The sequence below is a fragment of the Allolucifera butyrica genome, assembly GCF_900476375.1.
Taxonomy (GTDB): Bacteria; Bacillota; Negativicutes; order Sporomusales; family UPPP01; genus Lucifera; species Lucifera butyrica.
This window is the reverse complement of record NZ_UPPP01000055.1, coordinates 29,967-52,449: the sequence shown is the minus strand read 5'-3', so window position 1 is coordinate 52,449 and position 22,483 is coordinate 29,967. Positions and strand designations below refer to the sequence as shown.

Genomic DNA, 22,483 nt, shown 5'->3' with positions numbered 1-22,483 from the left:
CTCCTTTACCAGATAATTTAATTTTTAGTGTTTAAAACGATTTACCGCACCAGACAGGGACGTTTATTATCAAACTTCCAGCCTGGAATTAAATATTGCATGGCCTCCGCATCATCGCGTGCCCCCAACCCCATTTGCCGGTACAGGCGGTTTGCCTTCTCGATTTGTGCCATGTCCGCTTCAACCCCGAGTCCGGACTTATCGGGAACGGCGATCTTGCCGCCGGTAATCTTAAACGGCTCCTTGGTCAAACGCTCCTGCCCTTCCTGCCAGATCCAATGCGTGTCAAGCGCCGTGATTTTTCCCGGTGCAGCGGCACCGACATGAGTAAACATGGCGAGCGAAATATCGAAATGATTATTAGAATGAGACCCCCAGGTCAATCCCCATTCATGACACATCTGGGCCACGCGGACCGAGCCCTGCATCGTCCAGAAATGGGGGTCGGCCAGCGGAATATCCACGGCGTGGAGTTGAATCGTATGGCCCATTTGCCGCCAGTCCGTGGCAATCATATTGGTTGCTGTCGGCAACCCGGTAGCCCGCCGGAACTCAGCCATTACTTCCCGTCCGGAATAGCCGTTTTCCGCCCCGCACGGATCTTCGGCATACGTCAGTACATGATGCTGGTTGCGGCATAACCGGATTGCCTCCTCCAACGACCACGCTCCATTCGGATCAAGAGTAATACGGGCCTGAGGGAAACGTTCCGCTAATTCCGTGACCGCTTCCATCTCTTCTTCACCAGACAACACGCCGCCTTTTAATTTAAAATCATTAAAGCCGTAGCGCTCCTGCGCCGCTTCCGCCAGCCGCACAACCGACTGAGGATTCAGCGCCTCTTCATGCCGCAGCCGCCGCCAGTCACTTTGGGTACCGGCACCACCGTCCAGATAAGGCAACCCGGTCTTTTTACGGTCGCCAATATAGAACAGATAGCCCAGCATTTCCACTTCCCGGCGCTGCTGACCCGTACCAAGCAGCGCCGCAACAGGCACACCGAGAAATTGTCCCAGCAAATCCAGAAGGGACGCTTCCAGCGCTGTAACGGCATGAATGGTAACCCGCTGATCAAAGGTTTGCAAACCGCGTCCGCCGGCATCCCGGTCGGCAAACCGCTGCCGTACCGTATTAAGAATGTTGTTATACGTGCCGATGGATTGCCCCACAACCAAATCCTTTGCATCCTCCAAGGTCTGACGAATGCGTTCACCGCCGGGAACTTCCCCCACACCGGTGTTACCCGCATTATCTTTTAAGATCACTATATTGCGGGTAAAAAAAGGACTATGGGCGCCGCTGAGATTCAGCAGCATACTATCCTGTCCCGCCACCGGAATCACTTGCATTTCCCGAATGGCCGGCGTGCCGGAAAGACCGGTTTTGGCTATTTCCTGATTCATAATTTCCATTCTACCTCCCCAGACTGGGGCGCTTGGGATCGTACTTCCAGCCGGGAATCAGATACTGCATTGCCATTGCGTCATCCCTCGCCCCCTGGCCAATCTTATTATAAAGCCGGTTGGCCTTTTCAATTTGTTCCATATCAATTTCGACCCCAAGACCCGGCTTCTTCGGCACTTCTACCAGGCCGCCCTGAATTTTAAAGGGTTCTTTGGTCAGATGCTCCTGTTCCTCCTGCCAGATCCAATGAGTATCAATCGCGGTAATTTCGCCCGGTGCCGCCGCCGCTGCATGCGTAAACATAGCCAGCGAAATATCAAAATGGTTATTCGAATGGGATCCCCAGGTCAGTCCCCACTCCGCACACAACTGCGCAACCCTTACGGATCCCTGCATTGTCCAGAAATGGGGGTCGGCCAGCGGAATATCCACAGCATGCAGCAAAATTGAATGCCCCATTTGCCGCCAGTCCGTTGCAATCATGTTGGTAGCAGTCGGAATGCCGGTAGCACGCCGGAATTCGGCCATAATCTCCCGTCCCGAATAGCCATTTTCCGGTCCGCAGGGGTCCTCGGCATAGGCCAGTACCTGCTGTTGATTGCGGCACAACTTAATGGCTTCCTCCAGTGACCAGGCCGCGTTCGGATCCAACGTAATCCGGGCATCGGGGAAACGCTGCGCCAGGGCGGCTACGGCTTCCATCTCTTCTTCACCATGCATAACGCCGCCCTTGAGCTTAAAGTCTTTAAAGCCATACCGCTCTTTGGCCGCTTCGGCAAGTCTTACAACGGCCTGCGGTGTCAGCGCAGCTTCGTGCCGTAACCGCAGCCAGTCATCTTTAACCGCCAAATTGCTTAGATACGGTAAATCGGTTTTATTACGGTCACCGATATAAAACAAATAACCCAGCATTCTTACGGCATCCCGCTGCTGTCCGCTGCCCAGCAGCGCCGCCACCGGCACATTCAGGAACTGGCCAAGCAAATCAAGCAAAGCGGCTTCAATCGCCGTAATTACATTATCGGTGCGCAGATTAATTTCATGGGGCTGTTTTAATACCGCCGCTTCTGCGGCGGAAGTAACCTTATGTACGGTAGATTGCGGCCCCGCTGTCCGCCGTTCCAGCAACTGCTGCCGAACCCCGTTAAGTATACCGTTGTAAAAACCAATAGATTGTCCGGTCACCAATGGCCGGACTTTTTCCAGGGTCCGGCGGATTCCTTCTCCTCCCGGAACCTCACCGACACCGGTATTTCCTGCGTTATCTTTAAGAATTACAATATTGCGGGTGAAAAAAGGCGCATGAGCACCGCAAAGATTAAGCAGCATGCTATCATATCCGGCTACAGGTATGACTTGCATTTCCGTAACAATCGGGGTAGCCGGCTTAACACCGGTAACTACTTGGTTATCCATATTCGTTCCAGGCCTCCTATTTGAATCCTGACCAAATTATTCAATATGAAAACATTGGTTCATCCTTAGTCTGCACAACTATCCGCCAAGACCCCAGCCGGTTTGTTGCGGGGTTTGAGTTCAAGACGCTTGATCTCTCCGACAACGAACAGAAAACTGATAATGGCGATGAAGGCATGAGCAACAACAAAAAGCAATGCTCCGTTAAACGAGCCGGTAGACTGAACAATATAGCCGATTGCGATCGGGGTGGTGATGCTGGATAGATTGCCGCAGGTGTTTAACAGGCCGCCGCTTAAACCGGCAATCTGCTTGGGTGCCGTATCGGAGTTAACCGCCCAGCCCAGCGCTCCGACGCCTTTACCGAAAAAGGACATCGCCATGATGGCAATGATCAGCCATTGCGTATCCACATAGTTACAGATAAGCATTGACATGGATAACAGCATGCCAAGGACAATCGGCACTTTTCTGGCAACGGAAAGGGAGAATCCTTTTTTCAGCAGATAGTCGGATATAATGCCGCCCAAAACACCGCCGGCAAAACCGAATATGGCCGGTACGGCTGCGGCAAAACCAGCCTTGAGAATGGTCATGCCCCGGGCTTTGACCAGATAAACCGGAAACCAGGAGATGAAGAAGAACGTAAGTGCATTGATACAGTATTGAGCAAGATAAATACCAACCATCATGCGGCTTTTCAGCAGTTCTTTAATATAATAAAGGTCCGGTCCCTCTTTCTTGCTGCCGGCCGGTTTCAGGTCCATGTTGACGAGACCGCCGCCTTGTTCGATATACGCAATCTCTGCCGTATTAATGAGCGGGTGGTCTTGGGGATCATAAATAAACTTCTTCCAGGCAAATATAAAGAGGATTCCAAGAACGCCCATGACAATAAATACATAATGCCAGCTGAAAGTATAGACAAGCCATCCCATGAGCGGGGCAAAAATTACCGTCGCGGCATATTGAGCCGAATTAAAAATGGCTGAGGCGGTACCGCGTTCCGACGCCGGAAACCAGGCGGCGACAATCCGGCTGTTTCCCGGAAAAGAAGGAGCTTCCGATAAACCAACCAGCAGCCGCAGGCAAAATAAAAGGGTAATTGCTGTGGCGCCGGCGAAAAAGCCAACCGTACCCTGGAGCAGCGTAAAGAGAGACCAGAAAAAAATGCTCACTATATAAACCCGTTTTGAGCCAAACCGGTCTAAAAACCAACCTCCCGGTAACTGGGCGATAACATAAGACCAACCAAAGGCAGAGAAAATATAGCCCATGGCTACCGAATTCATCTTTAAATCTTTGGCGATTGCCGGCCCGGCAATGGAAATGGTGGCGCGGTCGGCATAGTTTATGGCGGTAATAATGAATAACAGCGTTATGATTAGCCAGCGAACCTGAGTCATCTTTACTGTAGCCCCCCGATTATTCTCCATAAAAACCACCTGGCGGATTCTTTTAAACACTCCACCGTATCCTTTCTTTATTATTCAAATACCCGCAAAACAAGCCTCTTCCAAGTCATTCCCCAATGTTTATTTCACCATAGCGCCAATCTTAATTAAGATTTCTTTCAGTTTTTCCTTATTCGCATCATTCACAGGCTGAATCGGCCTGATTGGATGGCCGACCGGAATTCCCATCAAATTCAGCGCATCTTTTGGCACCACAGGGAAACTGCCCAAATTGTAAGCCAGCCGTAATTGAGAAAGCCGGTATTGAGCATCCAATGCCCCATTCATATCGCCGGCCATGAACTTGTCGTAAATTTCCACAACCAGGCCCGGAACCACATTGGCCGTACCGGCGACACATCCGGTGCCGCCGTATACCAGCGTCGCCAAAATTAAAGTATCCTTACCGGCCATGACACTGAAATCCTTGTCCCTGGTGCGTCTTATGTACTCCGCCGTCAAAGTCATGTCGCCGCTGGTGTCTTTCGCTCCCACTATATTGGGGATATCAGCCAGCTTTTCAATCAGGCCGGCCGACATATTGACTCCGGTCCGGTCCGGATTATTGTAAATAACATTGGGAATATCCTCCGCTTCGGCAATTGCCCTGAAATGGCTATACAACTCCGTTTCATTCGGGGAAATAAACATGGGCGTCAAAACTGTTACCGCTGCAGCGCCATACCTTTTGGCCGGCCCGGTTAGTTTAATACACTCTTTAGTAGTAATTGCGCTGGCGCCTACGTAAACCGGAACTCTTCCGTTTACCTGCTCCATCGTTACTTCAATGGCCCTGACTTTCTCTTCAAATTCAAGACCATAAAATTCCCCGGTGCTTCCCAAAATGAAGACCCCATGCACCCCTCCCTTGATCACGTGCTCAATTAAATTCCGCAAAGCGCCCGTATCCAATTTTTCCTGCTCATCAACCGGCGTAATCAGTGGCGGAACGACTCCTCTAACTTCCAGCATCCAGACTCCTCCGTTATTACAAAATTAACCTGCCTTCGGTCCCGACTCTCCCAATCCTTGCTATTGTTACTGCCTATCATGCCTCCATTTCTGTATTTGCCCCGGCCGGCGGCAAATACCTTCGAAACAAGCTTCCCTTTTCCACAACATTTTTCATATATTGAAATCATATTTCTATTATTGATAATTCTATGTCAAATTTCAAAATTCCTTCCGCATACAGAAATATAAATTCAAATTTTCACTCAAATAAGAAAAACCGCTGAGCCACACAAAAAGAACGGTCCGAAGACCGTTCTTTTTGTGGCTCAGTAAATTCAACCTACTGCCGGATATTTTTTTACCAGCCGCCTCTTGATCCCATCCGGGCCGATATCCGGTTTGAGTATTCAATCAAAAGCGGTACATACTCTTTGATCTTTTCGACCGAATACGTGCTTGTCGGACCTGAGATACTAATTCCCGCAATGATTTCTCCCGTCGCGTCATAAGCGGGTGCAGCAATACAGTTAATGCCGTTGCTCCACTCCTCAAAGTCTACCGCATAGCCTTGCAAATGAACGTTTTCAATTTCTTTTAAAAACGCCGCCTCATCGGTGATGGTATTTAACGTATATCTGGTAACTCCCTGTTTGAAAACTTCGTGCACGACGGCAGGGGATTTACAAGTCAAAACTTTCCCTAAAGCCGTACAATAAATGGGCCGCCTCATGCCAATATGAAAATATCCATAGGTGCAATAAGGCGTCTCGGCTCTGGCAACATAAACTACTTCCCGGTCATCAAGCACCGCCAGATTGGCGTTGACTCTCAGATTGTTAGATAATTCCTCCAGAAAAGGAAGACAAATTCGCCGGATTTCCATCGAATTCAGCACGATTCCCTCATATTTCAGAAAACCCCGGCCCAGCGAATAAATTCCTTCGTGCTGCTCGATCAGGTTAAATTCTTTTAACGTGTTTAACAGCCGGTAGGCGGTTGGTTGACTGATTCCGGTAATAGCGCTGATTTCCTTCAGTCGCAATCTGGGCTTTTCGTAAGAAAAACAATTCAGGATGAGGATCCCTTTCGTAATACTGTTATTCAAAAAATCCTTGCGCCCGTCTATCGACATATTCTCACTCCAAATTTCACATATTAAAATTCTCATTCAATATATAATTCATCATGCACAAAAACAATCCTTCTTTTGTTCTGTTAACATAGATATTTAGAAAGAATGGTCCGATTTTATTCAGCCATCTTCTCCGGTATCCAAAAAAACACAAAAAATGATTGCTCCCGTTAAATTTATGATTTATACTAAAGATAGAAAATTGGTATATACAATATAACAACATATCCAAACTTCGTCATTGTTCGCAATATTTTACACAACTTCCAGACCCGCCATTGTTTTTTGCATAAAAAGCATATTGCTGACCATTTTAAAAACATAGAAACAAAAATAATTTTGCGGGGAAAGAGAGGCCGGTTCATGAAAAAAGTCGACCGCAATTCACCGGTACCACTTTATTATCAATTAAAAGATATTATTGCCGAATTAATAGAAAATGAAGAACTGCACCCCAATGACCCCATACCGCCGGAGCGGGAGCTATGCGAATATCACAATGTCAGCCGGATGACAGTGAATAAGGCGATTATCCACCTGGTCAATGAGGGACTCTTATACCGGGAACAGGGCCGCGGGACCTTCGTTGCCCAGGCCAAGGAAAAACACCAGCTTTCTCAGTTACTGGGCTTGACGGAAGAAATGCGCCGCCGCGGCTTGCAAGTGACTACCAAACTGCTTTATTTCGGTCAACGTACAGCCACCAAGCGCATGCAGGAAGACTTACAGCTCCCGGATAAACAGCAAATCTTTGAAATCCGCCGTCTGCGTATTGTGGAAAATGAACCGTATTCTTTGGAAACGGCTTATATCCCCGTTGGGCTGTGTCCGACCCTGTCAGCGCAGAAGCTGGAGAATCATTCCATGTATGAGCTGTTGGCCAGCGAATACAACCTGGAAATGGACCACGCGTTTCAAACCATCGAACCGGTTATTATTAACGACTACGAAAGTGAAATCCTGCAAGTCAAAAAAAATTCCCTGGCTCTCATGTTTTCCCGGAAAACCTTTTTGAAGGACAATACGCCGGTCGAACTGACCAAGGCTCTTTACCGGAGCGACAAATACAAGTATGAAGTCACATTACAACGGTAATTATACGCGCAAGCGTATGATTCATAAAAAATAAATCAGGAGGGATCTATGTGACAGAATGGTTTGGAAAGCTACAAAAAATTGGTAAAGCACTCATGCTGCCCATTGCTGTGTTGCCGGCTGCAGCGCTCTTACTGCGGCTAGGCGCGCCGGATGTGTTCAACATCCCCTTTGTAATGAAGGCAGGCGCAGCCGTATTTGACAATCTGGCCTTATTATTTGCTATCGGTATCGCGGTTGGTATTTCCCATGACAATGGCGGTGCCGCCGGACTTGCGGGCGCCATCGGCTACTTTGTTCTGACCAACGGGTTAAAAGCCATTAACGACCAGTTGAACATGAGCGTTTTGGCAGGTATTCTCACCGGTTTAACGGCAGGCTATTTGTATAATAAATTTTATAACATTAAACTGCCGGAATTTTTGGGCTTCTTTGGCGGACGACGTTTTGTTCCCATTGTCACTGCTGCCGCCTGTATTGTACTGGCCGGTATTTTCGGTGTGATCTGGCCGCCGATTCAGGCGGGCATTCATGCTGTCGGCGAATGGATTATCGGCGCCGGTGCAGTAGGTGTTTTCTTCTTTGGTTTCTTCAACCGTTTATTGATTCCAGTCGGTCTGCATCATATTCTGAACAGCTTTATTTGGTTTGTTTTCGGCAGCTTTACGGATAAAGCCGGCAAAGTGGTTACCGGCGACTTAAACCGTTTCTTTGCCGGCGACCCCACGGCAGGCAATTTTATGGCCGGGTTTTACCCCATCTTTATGTTTGCTTTGCCGGCGGTAGCTCTGGCGATGTACACCTGTGCCAAACCGGAAAATCGCAAACAAATCGGCGGTGTTTTGTTCTCGGTGGCTTTCACGGCCTTCCTGACCGGTATTACCGAACCAATTGAATTTATGTTTATGTTCTTAGCTCCGCTGCTTTATCTCTTCCATGCCGTATTGACCGGTCTGTCCCTGGCTGTTTGCTACTCTCTCGGCATTCTGCACGGGTTTGGTTTCTCCGCCGGCTTAATTGACTATTTATTGAACTGGGGCCTGGCAACCAAGCCGATCCTGATTATCCCCGTCGGACTGGTTATCGGCGTGGTCTACTATGTAGTCTTTGTCTGGGCTATCAAGACGTTTGACATTCCGACGCCGGGACGTTTTGACGAAGAAACCGGCGCCTTGGATACGGCCGATGTCAGTGCGGTATCCGTACAGTTGGTGGAAAAACTGGGCGGCGCAGCGAATATCGATAGTTTGGATGCTTGCATCACCCGGTTGCGTCTGACCGTTAAAAACGCCGATCTAATCGACGAAAACAGCTTAAAAGGTCTCGGCGCTAAAGGCGTACTGAAAAAAGGGAATAACGTGCAGGTTGTTGTCGGTACGCAAGCCGAAATTATTGCCGATGAAATGAAAAAAGTTATGAAGAAATAGTACTTCCATAGGGTCTATAGCAAGAAAGACCCAAAGGGTCTTTAAGTGGAAAGAAAGTATTTTACTTTTCGGTTTCTTAAGAAGAATGCATTATTTTAGAAACAACCCGAAAAGTTATACTTTCTGATCCCAGGACTAAAAATTGGGAACTATTGCTCCATCAATAGTTCCCAATTTCCATTCCAGGATCGGCAAAGACCGGTTCGCTTACAAATTAAAACAGGTGATAAATTATGAAACAAGTTAATCCGGACACATTTCATATTGATGAAGTCTCCTCACTGGAAATGGTCCGCATGTTCAACAACGAAGATAAAAAAGTAGCCTTTGCTGTAGAAAAACAATTAACTGCGATTGCCGCTGCCGTCGACATCATTTCCCGGGCAATAAAAGAAAATGGCCGGGTCATTTATATCGGCAGCGGAACAGGCGGTAAACTGGCCGTCGCCGACGCCACCGAATGCCCGCCTACCTTCGGCGTCAGTGACGATACCATTGCCGGAATCATATCCGGCGGTTCCGAAGCGCTGTGCGGCTGGCGGGAAGAAACCGAAGACGACGAAAATCTGGCCCGGCAAGACCTTTCGATCCGTAAATTCTCATCCCGGGATATTTTAGTGGGAATCAGCGCCAGCGGTAATACGCCCTATGTCCTTGCCGGAATCCGGTATGCAAAAGAGACCGGCGCCCAAACCATCGGTATCTGCTGTTCGCCGGAGGGCCGGCTGAATACGCTGGCCGACCTATGCATTACCGTCGATGCGGGACCCGAAGTGATCATGGGTTCTACACGCCTTAAGGCCGGTACAGCCCAAAAAATGATTCTGAACATGCTTTCTTCCTGTGCCATGATCAAACTGGGAAAAACCTATCATAATCTGATGGTGGATGTCCGCCCCATTAATGCCAAATTAAAACGCCGGGTGATCGATATAATCAAAATCTCCACAGAACGGCCGGAGAACGAGATTCTGGCCGCGCTGGACGCCGCCGCAGGCAACACTAAGGAAGCAATTCTAATGCTTACACTGAATATCGACGTGTCGCAAGCACGCCGTCTTCTTGCCAAACACGAAGGATATTTAAAAAAGGCCATAAAGGGTGATCATAATGAAAGCGATTTATAACGCCAACGTTATACAGGGAAACGCGATTTTGCCACATCACGCCGTCCTGTTTACGGAAAAGATTCTTGCCGTGGTTCCCGACGCCTCACTGGCCGCTTATTCTGTCGGCGAATCGTATGATGCAGCCGGTCAATATCTGTCCCCAGGTTTTGTGGATATTCACATTCACGGCAGCGCCGGCAGCGATACTATGGACAAAAATAACCAGGCCCTTGACCGGGTGAGCGAGAGCATCGCCAGAACCGGCGTCACTTCTTTCCTGCCCACAACCATGACCATGGACCTTTCCCGGATTGAAACAGCCCTGGACCATATACGCACCCGGATGAATCCGGAGCAGGAAAAAAAAGGTGCCGAAATTCTGGGCGCCCATTTGGAAGGCCCCTTCATCAGCCAGACCTATAAAGGCGCGCAAAGTGCGACATATATCCTGTCCCCTGATTTTAACAAAATCAAACAGTATACCGACATAATCCGCATTGTGACCCTGGCACCGGAACTGGACGGCAGCATCCCCTTCATAGAAGAGTGCCGGCGGCACAATATTATTGCCTCCATCGGCCACAGCGCCGCTGAATACGAAGAAGCCATGGCGGCGATCGCCGCCGGTGCGTCGCATATTACCCATACATTTAACGCCCTAACCCCGCTGAATCACCGCAAACCGGGCGTGGTTGGCGCTGCCATGGACAGCGACGTCACCTGTGAACTGATTGTCGACAATCTGCACGTTCATCCGGCGGCTCAGCGGATTCTTTTAAAGACCAAGGGAATTAATAAAATCATTCTGGTTACCGACGCGATGCGGGCCTGTCTGCTGGAAGACGGCGAATACGATCTGGGAGGTCAAACGGTTTTTGTCAAAAATAATGAAGCCAGACTGCCCGGCGGAGTCATTGCCGGCAGTGTTCTCAAATTAAATGAAGCCGTATACAACTTCAGACAAAATACCGGCCTGCCCCTGACGGACGTCCTGAAAGCAGTAACGGTAAACCCGGCTGCACGCATCGGCGTGTACGACCGCAAAGGCAGCCTGGATGCGGGTAAAGATGCAGACATGGTCCTTTTCGACGATCAAATCGCAATTTCGAAAACCTTTGTGAAGGGCAGCCTGATTTGGAGGAGGGATGAACAATGAGAATCGTTTTTACCAAAGACTATGAGGAAATGAGTCTTCACGCAGCAAAAATTGTCGCCGGCCAGCTTTATTTGAAACCAAACAGCGTCCTCGGTCTGGCAACGGGCAGTACACCTCTGGCCATGTACCGGGAGCTCATCCGGATGAACCGGGAAAACGGCCTGGACTTCTCGGAAACAGTGACCTTTAACCTGGATGAATACATCGGTCTCGGCCAGGAAGATGAAAATAGTTACTATTACTATATGTATCACAACTTCTTTAATCATATCAATATTCGCCAGTCAAACATTCACATTCCGTCCGGCCTGCCGGAAAATGTAGAAGAAGAATGCCAAAAATATGACGACTTGATTGCCCAGTCGGGGGGAATTGATCTGCAAATCCTTGGCATCGGCCAAAATGGACACATTGGGTTCAATGAACCGGATATTAAATTTGAAGCAACAACCCATATGGTCAAGCTGGATGACGATACAATAAAAGCCAATGCCCGTTTCTTCGCCACTGTTGAGGAAGTTCCCATCCATGCGCTCAGCATGGGTATCAAAACAATTATGCATGCCCGAAAAATTCTTTTATTGGCTAACGGGGCCGCCAAAGCAGAGGCTCTTTTCCGCACCCTTTACGGCGGCATTACCCCGGAAACACCCGCCTCCATCCTGCAGTTGCATCAAGATGTGACCGTTATCGTGGAAGAAGAAGCCGCCAGGCTTTTAAGGAGGAATTTAAATGACCGAACGTCTATTGGATGTACGGCCTGAAGCACTGGTTGAACTCACTGCCGCCGAGCTACTGAAGAGTATCCGCGCCGCGGAAGGCCGCACCATTCTCGCCGAAGTCGTCTGCCCGGTAATGCCCCTGCTTTATGATGTAACCAATGCAGAACTGGTGGCCGCCTTAGGTGCCGACATTATCCTGCTCAACTTATATGATGCAGCCAACCCGGCTATTTTCGGCGTAACTCCCCGGGAGGGCGAAAGTGTGATTCGAGCTTTGAAATATCTAACCGGGAGGGCCATTGGCGTAAATCTGGAGCCGGTAGATCCCGACATTCCTGTCTTGGGTTCCCGGGTCACGCTGGAACCGGGGCGCATTGCCACGCCCCAGAATGCCCGCCTGGCTTATGAACAGGGCGCCCGTCTGATTGTGCTGACAGGAAATCCCCAAACAGGAGTTTCCAATACTCAAATTGAAAAAGCCATCCGTCGAATCCGCCGGGAACTGGGTGATAAAATAATTCTGGCGGCCGGCAAGATGCATGGAGCAGGAATTAACGGTGAAATGGGAGAAAATATTATTACAGAGGAAAGTATTACCGGTTTCATCCAGGCCGGCGCCGATATCATTTTAATGCCCGCTCCGGGCACGGTGCCGGGAATCACCCCCGACTTTGCCAAAAAGCTAGGCGATGTGGTCCATCGGGAAGGCGCCCTATTTATGACCACCATCGGAACTTCCCAGGAAGGAGCCGATCCGCAGACAATCCGCACGATTGCATTAAATGCCAAAATGGCGGGAGCGGATATTCATCACCTCGGGGACGCCGGCTATGTCGGCATTGCCGTACCGGAAAATATCATGCATTATTCTCTTGTTATCCGGGGCCGCCGCCATACCTTCCGGCGTATGGCCATGCGCCGTTAATCCGGCAGGACCTCCGGTTTACTCCATCATTTTAGTCCGAATCATTGAAATTAAGGTGGGATACATACTATGTTCAACTTTTTCAGCAAACAAGCCCCCACTCTCCAGCTAGTCAAACCGGTTGACGGCTCCTTAATGGATATTAAAGACGTACCTGATCCGGTCTTTAACCAATTGTATATGGGCGATGGCGTCGCCGTGAATCCGGAGGGAAATGTCATTACCGCCCCCTGCGCCGGTGAAGTGGTCCTCGTGGCCAAAACGCTGCACGCAGTGGCTCTCCGCGCCGCCAACGGCGTGGAAATCCTGATTCATATCGGTCTGGATACGGTGCACTTGCAAGGGGAAGGATTTACCGGCCACGTCAAGACCGGCGATATGGTCAAACAGGGCGATGCCCTGATCAGCTTTGACCGCGCCTATATTGAGCAGCAGGGAAAATCTCTCATTACTCCCGTAGTAATTACCAACATGGACGAAAAAGTGAAAAGTATCAAAAAATTTACCGACCGGCAAGATCAAGTAATCATGGAAATTTCCGCTAAATAATTGATATTTCGGAGGTGGCACAAATGCGCTATACCGCTGCGGAAAAATTACTGCGCTTCACCCGGTTTGTATCGGTAATCTTTATCGCCTTAATCGGGGTGACCGGTTTAGCCGGCTATTATTTTTCATTGTCCGGACAAACGCCGGCTACCGGCTGGCTGGCAGCCGCAACCCTGGCGGCTATGGCTGTTGCGGCCGGATTTAGTTTTTCCTTGTATACCCGGCTTGCGGCGTTCACCGGCTCTGCCGCCGGAGCGCGCGAAAATGGGGCGGGCAAAGAGAATCAGGATCCGCGCCTCTTAATCCGCCAGTTTGTCTCCCAGGTTGCCGATTCGGCCGGACAGGTCGCGGCTTCTTCCCAGTCGGTGGCGGCCAGTGCCACCCAAACGACGGAAGCCGCCAACGAAGTCGCTTTTTCCGTCACCGAAGTTGCTTACGGCGCCGAACGGCAATCGGCTGAAACGCAGGAAACTTCGGCAGCGGCCGGACAAATTGCCGCCAACATGCAGCAGGTAACGGCCAAAGTGCACGCCGTTACCGATCTTGCCTCCCAAATGGCGGCCGCCACCAAAAGCGGGCAGGGCGAAATCGACCGGTCCGTCGACCAAATGAGCCGCGTCGGCCAAAGTACACAGGACGTCTTTCAGGCTGTCGGCAAACTGATGGAAAGCTCCCATCAGATCAATCAGATTGTTAATACAATCAGCACCATTGCCAATCAGACCAATCTGCTGGCGCTAAATGCCGCGATCGAAGCGGCGCGGGCCGGCCAACAGGGGCGGGGCTTCGCCGTAGTAGCCGATGAAGTGAGAAAACTGGCCGAGCAATCTCAGGATGCCACCCGCCGGGTTACTTTGCTTATTCAGGAGAATCAGCAGAATATCGACGCCGCCCATGTGGCTTTAAATGCCGGAGAAAAAGACGTAACTGCCTGTGCTGCGGTAGTCAATGCCGCCGGGAAAGCCTTTCAGGAAATTGCCGGGCTGGTCGAGCAATTGTCGGCCCAGGCGCTGGAAGCGGCGGGCGCCGCGGATCAGGCTGCCGACGGCAGTCAGCATGTTTTGGCCTCCATCCAGGAAATTTCACGCATCAGTCAGGAAACGGTAACTCAGACGCAAGCTGTTTATGCCGCCATCGAAAAACAGTCGGCTCCCATGGAACAGATCCAATCGGCCAGTCAGAAACTGGCCCAAATGACCCTGGATCTGGAAAGCGCCATCAACCAGTTTAGTGCTGATTCCCGTGGCTAGCTAACATAATAATAACGCCTCCGGCCGCAACCCGGCCAGGGGCGTTTTATTATTGATTAAAGGCAGACTCTGTTATATGATAGTACATAGTACTATGTAGAATTCTTCACAAATGAGGTGCATTATGCTTGAATTTGATGTATTAGTCGTCGGCAGCGGCGGAGCCGGAATGCGGGCCGCTCTGGAAGCAGGACAACAAGCAGGCGTCAGCGTAGCACTGATGAGTAAAATGTTTCCCACCCGTTCAGCTACCGGCTGCGCCCAGGGAGGAATTAACGGGGTTCTAAAGAATACCGACCCGGCCGATTCCCTGGACATGCATTTCTTTGATACCGTCAAAGGCAGTGACTACCTGGGAGACCAGGATGCCATTGAGTTTTTTGTCGGCCGGATGCCGGATTGCATACGGGAACTGGATTATTTGGGCGTTCCTTTCTCCCGGAACGGGGAAGGATTCATCGCGCAACGCAACTTCGGCGGCGCATCCTCGCCCCGGACTTGTTATTCGGCCGATAAAACCGGCCATGTTATTTTGCACACGTTATATGAGCAATGCTTAAAGCACGGCGTAAAAATCTTTAGCGAATGGTACCTGCTGGATCTGGTCGTAAATGACGGTCAGTTGCACGGTGTAATTGCCCTTGACCTAAAAACCGGCCAAATTATATCCATTGCCGCCAAAACAGTCATTATGGCAACCGGTGGCGCCGGCCGCATGTACTGGCTGCGTACCACCAATCCTTTTGCTTCCACCGGCGACGGCATGGCGGCCTGCCTTCGGGCCGGTATTGCGCTGAAAGATCCCGAATTTATTCAATTTCATCCCACCGGACTGGCCGGAACGGGTATCCTGATGTCGGAAGCTTCCCGCGGTGAAGGCGGCTATCTCCTCAACAAACCGGGTGAACGCTTTATGCAGCGCTATACACCGGAAAAAATGGAACTGGCCACCCGTGATCTGGTTTCCCAGGCCATTGAAACGGAAATCAGAGAAGGCCGCGGCTTTGGCGAAGGAATGCAGGCCTATGTTCATCTGGACCTGCGCCATCTGGGTAAAGAAAAAATTCTGGAAAGGCTGCCGCAAATCCGGGACCTGGCCATTACTTTTGAGCAAGTTGACCCGGTTAAAGCCCCCATTCCCATCCGGCCAACCTGCCATTATTCTATGGGCGGCATTGACGTAGTCGACTACCGCACTTGCGCCACCGCCATTGACGGTGTATTTGCCGCCGGCGAATGCTCCTGCGTTTCCATTCACGGCGCGAATCGTCTTGGCGGCAATTCCCTGGCCGACGTAATCGCTTTCGGCAAACAAGCCGGCTGCAGCGCTGCCTGCCATTCCCGGGAAAAAACCTTTACCGGAAATTCCCACCTTGCTGCCGTCGCCGCCCAATGGGAAGAAACCTTCCGTTCCGTCACCGGCCGCACCGCCGGTTCGCCCGTTGCCTCTATCCGGGACAGACTGGCGGAAACCATGTGGGACAATGTCGGTGTTTTCCGCCGGCAGACGGACATGGAAACGGCAACCCGGCGGCTTGACCAGCTTTGGGAAGAATACCAGCACGCAGCCGTGCCGGATACAAATCGGGTCTACAATACCAATTTTGTCAATTATATCGAATTGGGCAGCCTGCTTACCGTAGCCAGAGCCGTCGTATTAGGCGCTTTACACCGCCGGGAAAGCCGCGGCTGCCATTTACGGGAGGATTATCCACAGCGGGACGACGAAAACTTTTTGTCTCATACCCTTGTATCGCTGAAAGACTCCCGTTATCAAATCGCATACCGACCGGTCAGCATTACCAAATATCCACCGGCAGAAAGGAATTACTAATGAACCGGATAACATATAGAATTCAGCGATTTGATGGTTCAAAACGTTTTTTGCAGGAATATACTTTTGACCATCGGCCCGGCAAAACCATCCTATGGGGCTTGCTGGAAATTAAGGAGAAACTTGACCCAACCCTTACTTTTACTGCTTCCTGCCGTTCAGCCGTATGCGGCGCCTGCGCCGTCCGCGTCAACGGTCAGGCCGTACTGGCCTGTGAAACCCCCTTGGATACTATGCTCGACCGCTTTCAGACCGATACCCTTTACCTGGAACCGTTACAAAATTTTAAAGTCATCCGGGACCTGGTTATCGATTGGCAGCCGAAAACCGAACGGCTGACAGAAGTGAAACCCTGGCTTATACCCCGGGATGAATTCAGTGCTACAGAAGGCTGCCGGCAAAGCGACGCCGCTTTTAAGGAAATTAATACTCAGGCAGGCTGTATTTTATGCGGCGCCTGCGTTTCCGAATGTTCCAAACTCACTGCCGGCCAAACCGACTTTTACGAACCGTTTATTTATTCGAGAGCTCAAAAGTTTGTTGCCGACTCTCGCGACAAAGCTCCTCTGGAACATTTGCGGCCGGCTTATAAACACGGCTTGTGGAAATGCATGCACTGCGTGGAATGCGTTACCAAATGCCCCAAAAAAGTGGCCCCCGGCCAGGATATCGCCAAACTGCGCCAGGAATCCATCCGTCGGGGCATGATCAACAACCCCGGCGCCCGTCACGCCCTGGCCTTTCTGGACGACATCGCGGCTTCCGGGCGGCTGAATGAACCGAAACTGGCCCTTAAAACGGAGGGATTGCTTAAATCAATAACCCGGCTGCCGTTTGCTCTGCGTCTGCTGCGCCGGGGCAAACTCAATCCGCTCCACGCCTTTCCCGCGAAGATAAAGGGGATTGAAGAAGTCCGGGCTATCCTCCGGGCCGTAAAGGAGGAGCAAAAGCAATGAGATATGCACTGTTTCCCGGCTGTGTACTGGAGGGAGCCGCCGGCGAAGCCCGTCAGGCGACATTACACATCGCCCGGGCTTTGGGAATTGAACTGATTGAACTGGAAGGCTGGACCTGCTGCGGCGCCTCCCATGTACAAGATGTGGACGAAATAGCGGCCGTTACCATCAATGCCCGCAACATTGCCTTGGCGGAAGCCTTAAAATTACCGCTGGTAACGGTATGCAACACCTGTACCCTCATGCTGCGCCAGGCCAAAACCAAATTGGACCAGGGAATGAAAGAAAAGGCCAACCACTTTTTGGCAGCCGGCAATATCCAGTATGAAGGCAGCAGTGAAGTTACCCATTTGTTGTGGGCGCTCATCCGTGATTACGGCCTGGATGCCCTGCGGCAAAAAGTCTGCCGTCCCCTGACGGGCTTAAGAATTGCACCTTACTACGGCTGTCATATTTTACGGCCGCCTGCCGTTATGAACTTTGAAGATCCTGTAAATCCTCATTCCCTGGAAGACCTGATCCTTGCCTTAGGCGCTCAACCGGTTGAATTTGATGCCAAACTGAAATGCTGTGGTTTTCATGCCGTTTTTACCGCTGAAACCGACGTGCACCATATGACAGGACAAACCATTACCAGCGCCGCCGCTGCCGGAGCCGACGCAATCGTCACCCCCTGCCCGCTGTGCCAGATGCAGCTTGACATGTATCAGCCGGAAGGCCGCCAAGCCGTCGGCACCGCAACCGAAATGCCCGTCCTGCACCTGTCGCAGCTCATTGGCCTGGCCCTTGGTCTAAGCCCCCGGGAACTGGGACTCAATCGTCATGTGGCGAATACTGCAAAACTAGGTTTCTGAACCGGCCGTTGGCTTAACACCTATGCCGGAATGATTGTCTGCGCTTAAACGGTCCAACCGGGACATAATTTCCTGCAGCCGCCCGTCATGATAAACCAGGTGCTGCATTATCACCTCAATCTCTTCCTGGGCCTTGCGGTTAATTGTATAATCGTGTTCGGCCATCAAACGGTCCTTCTCAGCCTGCCGGTTTTGGCTCATCATCACAACCGGTCCGGTATACGCCGCCTGAAAACTAAGCACCAGATTAAGCAAAATGAACGGGTATGGGTCCCAGGCCCGCCAAAAGTCGGATTGAAACGTGACCGCATAGGCCAAATAAAGGTTCATACTCATCCAAATTAGAATTAGTATGCTTTGAATAATGATAAATGTCCAGCTTCCCACAACCCGGGCTACCGCATCGGCAACTTTTTGCCCCAGGGTCAAATTCTCGTCAAACTCCCGGTTGAGGTTGGAAATTACAGGGGACCGGCAGCGATAATAAGCGGCCGGTCCTTTCTGGTACCCCTTTCCAGCCATACCCCATCCTCCCGTCTTCAAACCATATCCATCCGATATAAGGTATGCGGCAGCTGTCTCTTTTACCCACTAAAAAAAGAAAACCGCTAACGCGGTTTTCGGCTCGCAGCGCAGGGCTAAAGTTCAATCTGCTCTCAAACTAATAAATCACAATCCGAAAAAACACTTAACAAAAGCCATTTGCAGTCGATTTCATTAGTTTTATAAATTCCGTTGCAATCGTTCGATGATTTTTTCTTTTATACACAATATGAACTAGCTGTGAAAAAGCTAAGTTTTCAACCTGCAGGGCACGAAGGGTTTTAGTATAAAGCTCTTTTTTAACCGCTACTCTTGGTAAAATGGAGACACCATGTCCGGCTTCCACCACAGCTTTAATTGAATCTACACTATTCAGTTCCATTATAACATTGAGATCTCGCAAACTTATCTTCGCCTGAGTTAAAGTCCGCTCAACCGCCCACCGTGTAGATGACCCTTCCTCCCGCATTATAAGCGGAAATTTAAGAAAGTCTTCTAAACTTAGCTCAGTATTAGTATTGGTATTCCATTGATCATTATTAGGAGCAACTACAACCATTTCTTCAATATGTATTTCGTTTGAGCAAAAATTATTGTCGGGTCTGGCGCCCTCAATAATAGCTATATCAATAACATCTTTCTGTAATTGTTCTAAAAGTTGGTGACGGTTTCCCATTTTCAATTTAATAATGGCATGAGGCCGTTTTCTTTTAAAAATAAAAATACTGCAAGGTACAGCATATCCTCCGATCACGCTGGTGGCACCAACCGAGAGACTATCATCCAGGGAAGATCGTAAAGCTTTCATATCTTCTTCCATTCGATCAGACATTTCTGTAAGCTTAAGTGCGTGTTTATATAGTATTTCACCGGCTTCAGTTAGGGACAAGCCATGATGATTTCGTTTTATCAACGGAACACTGTAGTAATTTTCGAGCCATTTAATATTTTGGCTCAGAGCCGGCTGCGATATAAAAAGTCGTTCGGCAGCCTTCGAAAAAGATCCCTCTTCTGTTATTGCCCGAAAAGCTTTTAAGAGTGAAATATTCATCGATATCACCCCATCATAAATATAAGTTACCCTTATAATAACATTAAATATATGAAAATTATATACTTATCAGAAAAGCATGGAATTTCAAACGCAGGACCTTTTTTCTGCTTTAATAAATACCGCTGCTGCAGATGGCCTCATATCTGGCGAAGCAGTTGCAAGCGGCGCCAGTGCCATTGACGCTTATGAAAAGTCAGTACCCGGAAAGAATCTCGGACGATGACAGTTATGCCAATTGGGGTGCAAAACTAGAATTAACTTTAATGGGAATTATGAAATTCCCTCGATTAGTAGCAATTTCGCCAAAACAAAAACCAGAGAAAAAAGAGGAGCGTCCCAAAGGCTGATGTGCTTTAGGGACGCCCTCTCTGCAAAATTATTTGACTATTTTACTATTGGCACATCGCTTACACGTGAAGCTTCCGCCATCGAACCATCATAGTCCGTAACTAATTTCGTATTAAATTCAGCCTGTCCGATAAACCAAAGCCCACTTGCTAAATGCCCCGTGTTGCAGTAAGAAATTATGGGTTTATTGATATCTACATCAGCCTTTTGCAGCAATGCTTCAATTTCTGATTTTGGTTTAATTACCCAATAATTTTTTTCCTTTTGCATATAATTGGCGACAAAAAGCCATTTTGCGCCAGGAAAATGTCCAAATCTAGCTAGTCTTTTGTCTTTTGTATCTTGACCGCTAAACTGAGCTTGATTTCTTGCGTCAACCAGTTGGATTTGATTTTCGTGGTTAATTGCCCATTTAACAAAGGGTAAAAAAGCAAATACTGTTGTCTTGTTTCTTTCTATAACGAAGTCTGATTTTGGCAAACTAAATTCGCCGGCTTGTATGGGCTTATTCTCATCCACCCACTTTTCATAACCGCCATCCATATAACAAATATCTTTTGCACCAGCCCAATATAAAATAGCCGCTATCCTTGTTGCGTTGGTAAGGAAGAGCGCCGGGTTATCAATATTTTCACCGGAATATATGATATATGTAGCATCTGGCCTCAAACCAAAGTTGGAGAGCTTTTCTCCCAGCTGGTTATTGTAGGGAACCAGCCCTACAACGTCACCACGTTTTTCACTTAGCATCTCGTTTGTTAAATTGACGGCATTTGGTAAATGACCTTGAAGGTAACTTTTTTCCGCCCTTGTGTCGATAACAATGATATTATCATTGTTCAACAGTTGGGCAGCCTGATCCGTTGTAATAATATTAGGGTTAGCAAAAGCTAAACTGGGAAAACAAAAGGCCAAAGACAGTAAAAGGGCCACCACAATAACGGAAAACCTCGTTTTGGACATAAAATATATCCCCCTTTTTTAGCAAATAGAGTGTTTTCTCTCCCTGTAGAGGAAAACATAAGCCGTTTGACCTGTCATTGGTACTACCGGTACCTATAAGATTAGCTAAATCACTTTCTTTATTTCCTGTTCCACACTGTCAACGCAAGAGCATTCGGTCACTGTGCAACAGATCGCACGGTCCTTTACAAGCGCAAAAGACGGTGCCTGCCTTATATTTAGCCGCTCGGCCAAGCTGGCGGCTTTATACATATCCACGGTGACAACTTTAATCTGCTCTTTATACTTTTCTTTCAGCTTTTCTACTTCAGCCATAATTGAGCGGCACGCGGGGTCAATCGGGTTCCAGCAGTAAACCAAGGTCGGCTGCTGCTCACCCATGATCTTTTGTTCAAAATAAGCGGATTCGGCCAGATAACGTTCAGCGGCCACACCGCCAATGGCACCGTCGCCAACGGCGGTTGCCACCTGGCGCAGACCTTTGACCCGTACGTCGCCCACGGCGAAAACGCCCGGCAAATTTGTCTCCATGGTCTCGTTGGTGACAATGTACCCTCGGGAATCCATATTGACTTTTCCTTTGAAAATTTCCGTATCGGGCAGATAGCCGATGAATAAGAAACAGCCGTCGACGTCAACCGGGATCCGTTCTTCGGTTTTAATATTCTTCAATACTACCTGGTTCAGTCTGTCCTGGCCTTTGAATTCATGGACCACAGTGTTCCAGATGAATTCCAGCTTGGGATTGGCAAAGGCTTGCTCTTTGGCCACCTCGTTGGCATCGACTATACCCTTGTCATGAATAACCGATATCTGGACCCGTTTGGCGAATTTGGTCAAAAACATGGCTTCCTCTATCGCCGCATCACCGCTCCCAACGACCATTATCGACTTGCCGGTATAGTATGCGGCATCACAGGTAGCACAAAAGGAAATCCCTTTGTCGTAAAGGAAGGCCTCTTCGCCAAGCGCCCCAGTCAGGCGGGGTTTGCCGCCGGAAGCGACGATAACGGCCTTGGCGACATAGTCGGCCCGAAACGTGCTAATCACCTTCTCAGGGGCGCCAAGACAAGCTTCTTTGATCGCCGTAAGCTTAAAGTCCACCCCGAACTTTTTCGCCTGTTTCTCGAATAGCTTCATTAAGTTGATTCCGGAAATTCCCTCAGGAAAACCGGGGTAGTTTTCGATTTCGCTGGTGTAAGTGGCCAGTCCGCCGGTCAAGGCTTTCTCGAATAAAATTGTCTTAAGCCGCGCCCTGCCGCAGTAAATGGCGGCCGTCAAACCGGCGGCCCCGCCGCCGATAATCGCTACATCGTAGTATTCGCGTTTTTTTTCCAT

Annotated in this window: 21 protein-coding genes; 12 read left to right on the top strand and 9 right to left on the bottom strand. The window is 49.5% G+C overall.

Annotation, left to right across the window (positions count from 1 at the left end; all coding sequences use genetic code 11):
• Positions 1–41: 41 nt before the first annotated feature.
• The 5 genes from gudD to LUCIF_RS02870 all read right to left on the bottom strand — a co-directional run bounded on the left by gudD (position 42) and on the right by LUCIF_RS02870 (position 6,396).
• Complete coding sequence (gudD, locus tag LUCIF_RS02890) at positions 42–1,412, bottom strand: glucarate dehydratase (RefSeq protein ID WP_243638669.1); 1,371 nt, start codon at positions 1,410–1,412, stop codon at positions 42–44.
• A gap of 1 nt (position 1,413) precedes the next feature.
• Positions 1,414–2,820 carry an enolase C-terminal domain-like protein gene (locus LUCIF_RS02885; RefSeq protein WP_122626372.1) on the bottom strand — a complete coding sequence of 469 codons (1,407 nt, stop codon included), beginning with the start codon at positions 2,818–2,820 and terminating at the stop codon, positions 1,414–1,416.
• 65 nt (positions 2,821–2,885) lie between these two features.
• Positions 2,886–4,256, bottom strand: a complete 1,371-nt coding sequence (locus LUCIF_RS02880) for an MFS transporter (protein ID WP_165865866.1) — start codon at positions 4,254–4,256, stop codon at positions 2,886–2,888.
• Between the two features lie 99 nt (positions 4,257–4,355).
• Complete coding sequence (gene dapA / locus LUCIF_RS02875) at positions 4,356–5,246, bottom strand: 4-hydroxy-tetrahydrodipicolinate synthase (protein ID WP_122626371.1); 891 nt, start codon at positions 5,244–5,246, stop codon at positions 4,356–4,358.
• Positions 5,247–5,586: 340 nt separating this feature from the next.
• Positions 5,587–6,396, bottom strand: coding sequence for an IclR family transcriptional regulator (locus LUCIF_RS02870; RefSeq protein WP_207856895.1), 810 nt, complete (start codon positions 6,394–6,396; stop codon positions 5,587–5,589).
• 327 nt (positions 6,397–6,723) lie between these two features.
• Here LUCIF_RS02870 and LUCIF_RS02865 point away from each other — a divergent pair, with 327 nt between their 5' ends.
• The 11 genes from LUCIF_RS02865 to LUCIF_RS02815 all read left to right on the top strand — a co-directional run bounded on the left by LUCIF_RS02865 (position 6,724) and on the right by LUCIF_RS02815 (position 18,237).
• Positions 6,724–7,455: a GntR family transcriptional regulator gene (locus LUCIF_RS02865; protein ID WP_122626369.1), complete on the top strand. Its 732-nt coding sequence runs from the start codon at positions 6,724–6,726 to the stop codon at positions 7,453–7,455.
• 50 nt (positions 7,456–7,505) lie between these two features.
• Positions 7,506–8,882, top strand: coding sequence for an N-acetylglucosamine-specific PTS transporter subunit IIBC (nagE, locus tag LUCIF_RS02860; protein ID WP_122626368.1), 1,377 nt, complete (start codon positions 7,506–7,508; stop codon positions 8,880–8,882).
• Positions 8,883–9,115: 233 nt separating this feature from the next.
• On the top strand, positions 9,116–10,009 hold the full coding sequence (gene murQ / locus LUCIF_RS02855) for an N-acetylmuramic acid 6-phosphate etherase (RefSeq protein WP_122626367.1): 894 nt from the start codon (positions 9,116–9,118) through the stop codon (positions 10,007–10,009).
• Positions 9,993–11,147 (top strand): N-acetylglucosamine-6-phosphate deacetylase, encoded by a 1,155-nt coding sequence (gene nagA, locus LUCIF_RS02850; RefSeq protein ID WP_122626366.1) that lies wholly within the window; start codon positions 9,993–9,995, stop codon positions 11,145–11,147. Before murQ ends, nagA begins: the two co-directional genes overlap by 17 nt.
• Positions 11,144–11,911 (top strand): glucosamine-6-phosphate deaminase, encoded by a 768-nt coding sequence (gene nagB, locus LUCIF_RS02845; RefSeq protein WP_122626365.1) that lies wholly within the window; start codon positions 11,144–11,146, stop codon positions 11,909–11,911. The genes nagA and nagB overlap by 4 nt, the downstream gene beginning before the upstream one ends.
• Positions 11,880–12,794: a DUF7916 family protein gene (locus LUCIF_RS02840; protein ID WP_122626364.1), complete on the top strand. Its 915-nt coding sequence runs from the start codon at positions 11,880–11,882 to the stop codon at positions 12,792–12,794. The genes nagB and LUCIF_RS02840 overlap by 32 nt, the downstream gene beginning before the upstream one ends.
• 69 nt (positions 12,795–12,863) lie before the next feature.
• Entirely contained in the window at positions 12,864–13,343 is a 480-nt protein-coding gene (locus LUCIF_RS02835) for a PTS sugar transporter subunit IIA (RefSeq protein WP_122626363.1), read from the top strand.
• A 23-nt stretch (positions 13,344–13,366) separates the two neighbouring features.
• A complete protein-coding gene (locus tag LUCIF_RS02830) occupies positions 13,367–14,593 on the top strand; it encodes a methyl-accepting chemotaxis protein (RefSeq protein ID WP_122626362.1) in 1,227 nt (408 codons plus the stop codon).
• A gap of 124 nt (positions 14,594–14,717) precedes the next feature.
• Entirely contained in the window at positions 14,718–16,427 is a 1,710-nt protein-coding gene (locus LUCIF_RS02825) for an FAD-binding protein (RefSeq protein ID WP_122626361.1), read from the top strand.
• Entirely contained in the window at positions 16,427–17,383 is a 957-nt protein-coding gene (locus LUCIF_RS02820) for a succinate dehydrogenase/fumarate reductase iron-sulfur subunit (protein ID WP_122626360.1), read from the top strand. The genes LUCIF_RS02825 and LUCIF_RS02820 overlap by 1 nt, the downstream gene beginning before the upstream one ends.
• Positions 17,380–18,237, top strand: a complete 858-nt coding sequence (locus LUCIF_RS02815; protein ID WP_122626359.1) for a CoB--CoM heterodisulfide reductase iron-sulfur subunit B family protein — start codon at positions 17,380–17,382, stop codon at positions 18,235–18,237. The genes LUCIF_RS02820 and LUCIF_RS02815 overlap by 4 nt, the downstream gene beginning before the upstream one ends.
• On the opposite strand, the gene LUCIF_RS02810 is transcribed toward LUCIF_RS02815, so the two are convergent.
• Both LUCIF_RS02810 and LUCIF_RS02805 read right to left on the bottom strand, forming a co-directional pair.
• Complete coding sequence (locus tag LUCIF_RS02810) at positions 18,226–18,759, bottom strand: DUF1003 domain-containing protein (protein WP_122626358.1); 534 nt, start codon at positions 18,757–18,759, stop codon at positions 18,226–18,228. The genes LUCIF_RS02815 and LUCIF_RS02810 overlap by 12 nt on opposite strands.
• 166 nt (positions 18,760–18,925) lie before the next feature.
• Positions 18,926–19,831: a LysR substrate-binding domain-containing protein gene (locus tag LUCIF_RS02805; protein WP_122626357.1), complete on the bottom strand. Its 906-nt coding sequence runs from the start codon at positions 19,829–19,831 to the stop codon at positions 18,926–18,928.
• Between the two features lie 134 nt (positions 19,832–19,965).
• Here LUCIF_RS02805 and LUCIF_RS25925 point away from each other — a divergent pair, with 134 nt between their 5' ends.
• Positions 19,966–20,181: a hypothetical protein gene (locus tag LUCIF_RS25925; protein WP_165865865.1), complete on the top strand. Its 216-nt coding sequence runs from the start codon at positions 19,966–19,968 to the stop codon at positions 20,179–20,181.
• Between the two features lie 37 nt (positions 20,182–20,218).
• On the opposite strand, the gene LUCIF_RS02800 is transcribed toward LUCIF_RS25925, so the two are convergent.
• Both LUCIF_RS02800 and LUCIF_RS02795 read right to left on the bottom strand, forming a co-directional pair.
• Positions 20,219–21,145 carry a sulfurtransferase gene (locus LUCIF_RS02800; protein ID WP_122626356.1) on the bottom strand — a complete coding sequence of 309 codons (927 nt, stop codon included), beginning with the start codon at positions 21,143–21,145 and terminating at the stop codon, positions 20,219–20,221.
• Between the two features lie 105 nt (positions 21,146–21,250).
• Positions 21,251–22,483, bottom strand: a complete 1,233-nt coding sequence (locus LUCIF_RS02795; protein ID WP_122626355.1) for an FAD-dependent oxidoreductase — start codon at positions 22,481–22,483, stop codon at positions 21,251–21,253.